At 75.7% G+C, this 5,244-nt stretch carries 5 protein-coding genes and 1 pseudogene; 2 read left to right on the top strand and 4 right to left on the bottom strand.

Annotated features, from left to right (window positions below):
* Positions 1 to 114 precede the first annotated feature (114 nt).
* Complete coding sequence (locus tag HTZ82_RS09905) at positions 115 to 855, bottom strand: ABC transporter ATP-binding protein (protein WP_175408946.1); 741 nt, start codon at positions 853 to 855, stop codon at positions 115 to 117.
* The gene (locus HTZ82_RS09900) at positions 852 to 1,958 is read right to left on the bottom strand and encodes an ABC transporter permease (RefSeq protein ID WP_175408947.1); all 1,107 of its coding nucleotides are present in this window, start codon (positions 1,956 to 1,958) and stop codon (positions 852 to 854) included. The genes HTZ82_RS09905 and HTZ82_RS09900 overlap by 4 nt, the downstream gene beginning before the upstream one ends.
* Positions 1,959 to 2,069: 111 nt before the next feature.
* On the opposite strand from HTZ82_RS09900, the gene HTZ82_RS09895 reads away from it, so the two are divergent.
* Complete coding sequence (locus tag HTZ82_RS09895) at positions 2,070 to 3,299, top strand: sensor histidine kinase (protein WP_175408945.1); 1,230 nt, start codon at positions 2,070 to 2,072, stop codon at positions 3,297 to 3,299.
* Positions 3,296 to 3,934: a response regulator transcription factor gene (locus HTZ82_RS09890; protein ID WP_175408944.1), complete on the top strand. Its 639-nt coding sequence runs from the start codon at positions 3,296 to 3,298 to the stop codon at positions 3,932 to 3,934. The genes HTZ82_RS09895 and HTZ82_RS09890 overlap by 4 nt, the downstream gene beginning before the upstream one ends.
* 22 nt (positions 3,935 to 3,956) lie before the next feature.
* On the opposite strand, the gene HTZ82_RS09885 is transcribed toward HTZ82_RS09890, so the two are convergent.
* Together HTZ82_RS09885 and HTZ82_RS09880 are read right to left on the bottom strand one after the other, a co-directional pair.
* Positions 3,957 to 4,331, bottom strand: a complete 375-nt coding sequence (locus tag HTZ82_RS09885) for a DUF5955 family protein (RefSeq protein ID WP_309235394.1) — start codon at positions 4,329 to 4,331, stop codon at positions 3,957 to 3,959.
* A gap of 6 nt (positions 4,332 to 4,337) precedes the next feature.
* Positions 4,338 to 5,244: pseudogene (locus tag HTZ82_RS09880) on the bottom strand (serine/threonine protein kinase); the annotation flags it as partial.

Below are 5,244 nucleotides of genomic sequence, written 5' to 3'. Positions count from 1 at the left end.
AATCGGGGGCTCTGCCCCCGAACCCCCGCTCCTCAATCTCCCCCAAGCTCTTCGAGCAGGGGGACCCCCAGGGGCTGATTTTCAGCCCGTCCGGCGATTGAGGACGAGCGCCGTTCAGGCGCGACAACGGGGTCTGGGGCGGAGCCCCAGTTCGGGAAGGGGCGGGGTGGGGAAAGAACCGCCCGGCTCCTGGAGGTGGCCGTCCAGGACCGTCACGACGCGGGACGCCAGGTCCAGGTGGGTCCGGTCGTGGGTGACCAGGACCGTCGCCGTGCCGCGCACCCGCGTCAGGTCCGTCAGGAGCCTCAGGACCGCCGCGCCCCGCTCGTGGTCGAGCGCGCTCGTGGGCTCGTCGACCAGCAGCAGCGACGGGTCGTTCATCAGCGCCCGGGCGATGTTGACGCGCTGCCGCTGCCCCCCGGAGAGCTGGTGCGGCCGCCGCCCCTCCGCCCCCGCGAGCCCCACCGCGTCCAGCAGCTCCAGCGCCCGGCGCCGTACCTCCGCGCCGTCCCCGCGCCCCGCCAGGTGGGCCATGACCAGGAGCTGCTCCACGACCGTGAGCGACGGCAGCAGGTTCGGCTGCTGGAACACGATCCCGACCCGCTCCCGCCGCAGCGCCGCCTTCCCCGCCCGGTCCAGGCACCCCGTGTCCACACCGTCCACGACCACCCGCCCCCGGTCCGGCGTCACCAGCGTCGCCGCCACCGCCAGCAGGCTGGACTTGCCGGACCCCGACGGGCCCACCACCGCGACCAGTTCTCCCCCGGCCACCTCCAGGCCCACCGCGTCCAGCGCGGTCAGTCGCCCGTCCCCGTCCGGGTACGTGAGCGTCACATCGTCCATGAGCAGGGTCATCGGGCACTCCCCAGCGCGGTCAGCGGATCGACGGCGGTGATCCGCCGGATGGACAGGGCCGCACCGGCGACACCCAGCACGGTCATCACGGCGGCAGGCCCCAGCACCGTCAGCGGCTCCAGCGCGAACGGCACGTCCCCGCCACCGACGAGCGCGCCCACCGCGGCCGCCAGGCCCGTACCGAGCAGCGTCCCGGCGGTCAGCATGACCACGGCCTGCCCGAGCGCGTCCCGCAGCAGATACCCCGTCGACGCGCCCAGCGCCTTCAGCACGGCCACGTCGCCGCTGCGCTGGATGGTCCACACGGTGAAGAACGCCCCGGTCACGAGCGCCGAGATCACGAAGAGGAAGCCGCGGATGAGCTGGAGCGAGCCGTTCTCGGCCTGGTACGACGCTATGGCCTCCAGCGCCCCGTCCAGGGTCCGGCTCTCGGTGCCGGCGGCCCGGTCGCCCGCCGCGTAGTCGACGCCCGAGCCGGTCAGCGCGACGACCGTGGCGCCCGTGCGGCCGAGTGCCCGCCAGTCGTCGAGGGACGTCCACACCACGGGCGTGTGGCTGTACGAGGCGTCCCCGGCGACCGCCGCGACGGTGACCGTCAGGGGGCTCGCCGCACCGAGCTGTACGGTGTCGCCCGGCCCCACGCCCAGTTCCTCGGCGGCAGGGCGGGACAGGACGGCCCGCCCGGGGCCCAGCCGGGCGCTGTCCGGGGCGATCCGCGCCGACGGCTCGGTGGCGAACACCGACACCCCGGCGACACGGCCACCGGACCCGCCGTCGGACCCGCCGGACCCCCCGCCCCCGGTCGCGTTGAGCGTCGCGACGCCGACCGGCTCGGCCGACCGCACCCCCGGCCGCTCCGCCCAGGTGCGCCACGCCCCCTCCGGGACCACCGACGACGTAAAAGACACGCCCCGGCCCGACGGCGGCGCCGCGAACGCGAGCCGGTCGGCGGGCAGCCCGGTGACCGCCGAGATGTTGTCCCGCGCGAGCCCCGCCGTCAGGCCCGACAACAGCCCCACGAGCAGCGTGATCAGCACGATCACGGCGCCCATCAGCGCGAACCGCCCCTTGGCGAACCGCAGATCTCTCCATGCCACGAACATGGTGACCAGCCTCGCGGCCACGGCGGCCGAGGACATCGCGCCACGGATGGCCCCGGCATCGAACTTTCGGTTGACGGCAGGGCACCTGCGGCCGCCTACGCTGGACGGGTCATGGATCCACGCTCCCTCACCCCCGCCCTGCGCGTGCTGCGCGGCTGTCTGCATCTGCTGTTCTTCGGCCTGCTGGCGCTCGCCGCGCTCCGGGCGGTGGCCGGTCACGCGGGGGCGCACCCCGGGCCGGTGGTCGCGGCGGCGGCCGTGACGGGCGCGGTGTACGGGGCGGGATCGGTGCTCCGTACCGTACGGACGTCCCAGGCGGCGGCCGCGGTGTGGCTCGGGGTGCTGTGCGCGGCGTGGCTGGTGCTGCTGGCGCTGACGCCGGACGCGCTGTGGGTGGCGTTCCCGCTGTACTTCCTGCAGCTCCACCTGCTGCCCGCGCGCTGGGCGCTGCCGGCGGTCGGCCTGACGGCGGGCGCGGCGATCCTCGCGTACGTGGGCCACGGCGCGCGGCTGAACCCCGGTGTGTTCATGGGCCCGCTGCTGGGCGCCGCCGTGGCCGTGGCGACCGTGCTGGGCTACCAGGCGCTGTACCGGGAGAGCGAGCGGCGGCGCCGGCTGATCGAGGAGCTGATCTCGACGCGGGCCGAGCTGGCCGCCGCCGAGCGGCACGCGGGCACGCTGGCCGAGCGGGAGCGGCTCGCGCGGGAGATCCACGACACGCTGGCGCAGGGCCTGTCGTCGATCCAGCTGCTGCTGCGGGCGGCGGGGCGCGCCCTGCCGGACGGCTCGCCCGCGGCCGGGCACATCGAGCGGGCGCGGCGGACGGCCCAGGACAACCTGGAGGAGGCGCGGCGGTTCGTACGGGCGCTGACGACGCCGCCCGACCTGGAGCGCGGGTCCCTGGCGGCGGCCCTGGAGCGGCTGTGCGCGGAGGGCACGGACGGGCCGCGGGGCGCGGAGGGGGACGCGGGGGCCCGGACGCCGGCGCGGCGGTTCTCGGTGAGCGGTACGCCGGTGGAGCTGCCGACGCCGTACGAGGTGGCGCTGCTGCGGATCGCCCAGTCGGCGCTGGCCAACACGGTGCGGCACGCGGGCGCGGGGCGCGCCGAGATCACGCTGTCGTTCATGGACGGCTCGGTGACGCTGGACGTGGTCGACGACGGGCGGGGCTTCGACCCGTCGGCGTGCGTGCCGTCGCCGGACGGCGGGTTCGGGCTGCCGGCGATGCGGGCGCGGGCCGAGTCACTGGGCGGGACGTTCGCCGTGGAGTCGGCGCCGGGCCAGGGCACCGCCGTGGCCGTCACGCTGCCGCTGCCGCTCACTCCGGGAGGACCGTCATGACCGTCCGGCTGCTGCTGGCCGACGACCATCCCGTCGTACGGGCGGGCCTGCGGGCCGTCCTGGACACGGAGCCGGACTTCACGGTGGTCGCGGAGGCCGCGACGGCGGAGGCGGCCGTGGAGCGTGCGGCGGCGGGCGGCGTCGACGTGGTGCTGATGGACCTGCAGTTCGGGCCCGGGGGCGGCGGGATGCATGGTTCGGAGGCCACGGCGGCGATCACGGCGCGCGGCGCTGCGGCGCCACGGGTGCTGGTGCTCACGACGTACGACACGGACGCGGACATCCTGGCGGCGGTGGAGGCGGGCGCGAGCGGCTATCTGCTGAAGGACGCGCCGCCCGAGGAGCTGGCGGCGGCGGTCCGCACGGCGGCGGCCGGCCGGTCGGCGCTGGCCCCGGCGGTGGCGCACCGGCTGATGCACCGGATGCGTACGCCCGGCCAGGCGCTGACGCGGCGTGAGCTGGAGGTGCTGGAGCTGGTCGGCGAGGGGCTGTCCAACCAGCAGATCAGCAAGCGGCTGTTCCTGAGCCAGGCGACGGTGAAGTCGCACCTGGTGCACGTGTTCGCGAAGCTGGGCGTGGAGTCCCGTACGGCGGCGGTGGCGGAGGCCCGCAACCGCCGCCTGCTGCGGCCCTGAGGCCGTCCGTTCCCCCTGGCTGTCAGTCCGACTCCGAGTCCGGGTCCGGGTCCGGGATCGGGTCCGCGTCCGGGACCGGGTCCGCGTCGGGGACCGGTCCCGATGTCGGTTCCGGCGTGTCGGAGTGGCTGAACGCGTCGATCGCGTCGCGCAGGCCGGTCAGGGCTGCGGCCAGGGCGCTCACCGATCCGATGGCCCCGGCCACCAGCAGCAGGGAGCGCCGCAGCCGGTGCGGTTCCAGGGGCAGGCCGGCGGCGGTCATGGCCGCCAGCGTCGCCAGTTCGTCCTCCGCGATGCCCCGGTCGGCCAGTTCGGTGCGGAGCGCGGCGAGCTCACGCCGAACCCGGGAGACGGCGGCACGGAGCCGCGCGACCCTCGGATCGGCGTCGCTCGTCACGGCCGGTCAGCTCGACTGCTCGACGTCCATCGCGCCGCGCCACACCGTCACGTCGAGGCTGATGTAGTCGCTCGGGTCGGACTCGGGCGAGAAGCCCAGGACGGTGAGGAGGGCGACGTCCCCGGCGCCGTTCTGGAGGCAGATCCGGGTGCCCTTGGAGAGCTGCGAGTTGCGGATGTAGTCGGTGAACCGGGTCTCGCTGACGCAGGTCTCCAGGGTGCCGGGCTGGCCGTTGCGCAGGACGACGAAGCGGCCGCTGCCGGACGCGGTGAGTCCGGAGGAGCCGTAGCGCAGGTCGCCGCTGTCGCCCTTGGGCTTCACCGGGTCGTCGGCGAGGGCGAGTACGTACCCCTCGGTGAGGTCGATGCCCTTGTAGTCGACGGGCTCGGGGGGCGTGGCGGAGGCACCGTCAGGGGTTCCGCTCCCGGAGGGCGCACCGCTCTCCGTACCGGCGCCGTCTCCGGTGCCGTCTCCCGTACCGGTGCCGGTGTCGGTGCCCTGGCGGTCGTCGGTGGTCGCCTCGTCGGTGGGGCTCGGGGTGCGGGACGCCGGGGCGTCCGAGCCCTGGGACTGCTTGGTCTTCTCCTTGTTCTGGAGGAGTACGTACGCGGTGCCACCGCCCGCGACGGCGAAGGCGACGATCGCGGCGACGGCGATGAGGCCGGCGCGCGACTTCTTCTTCGGCGCGGGAGCCGGCGCCTGGCCCGGGCCGGGCGCCGGGTGGCCGTACGGCGCGGCGCCGACGACGGGGTGCGTGTACGGGTGCGGGGCCTGGCCCTGGCCATGGGCGTGGGTCTGGGCCTGGGCCTGGGCCTGCGGCGGGAGCTGCTGCTGCGGCTGGGTCGGGCCCTGGGGCGGGACGGTGCCGGGTGGCGGCGTCGCGGCGTGCCCGGCCGTGGGCGGCGGGCCGAAC

It is taken from the genome of Streptomyces sp. TRM64462 (genome assembly GCF_013362995.1).
Classification (GTDB): domain Bacteria; phylum Actinomycetota; class Actinomycetes; order Streptomycetales; family Streptomycetaceae; genus Streptomyces.
The sequence above is the reverse complement of the archived record's forward strand: the minus strand, read 5'-3'. Positions and strand labels throughout refer to the sequence as shown.

Coding starts and splice junctions, on each gene's coding strand:
- HTZ82_RS09905 (WP_175408946.1), bottom strand. CDS start 855: ATGACCCTGCTCATGGACGATGTGACGCTCACGTACCCGGACGGGGAC.
- HTZ82_RS09900 (WP_175408947.1), bottom strand. CDS start 1,958: ATGTTCGTGGCATGGAGAGATCTGCGGTTCGCCAAGGGGCGGTTCGCG.
- HTZ82_RS09895 (WP_175408945.1), top strand. CDS start 2,070: ATGGATCCACGCTCCCTCACCCCCGCCCTGCGCGTGCTGCGCGGCTGT.
- HTZ82_RS09890 (WP_175408944.1), top strand. CDS start 3,296: ATGACCGTCCGGCTGCTGCTGGCCGACGACCATCCCGTCGTACGGGCG.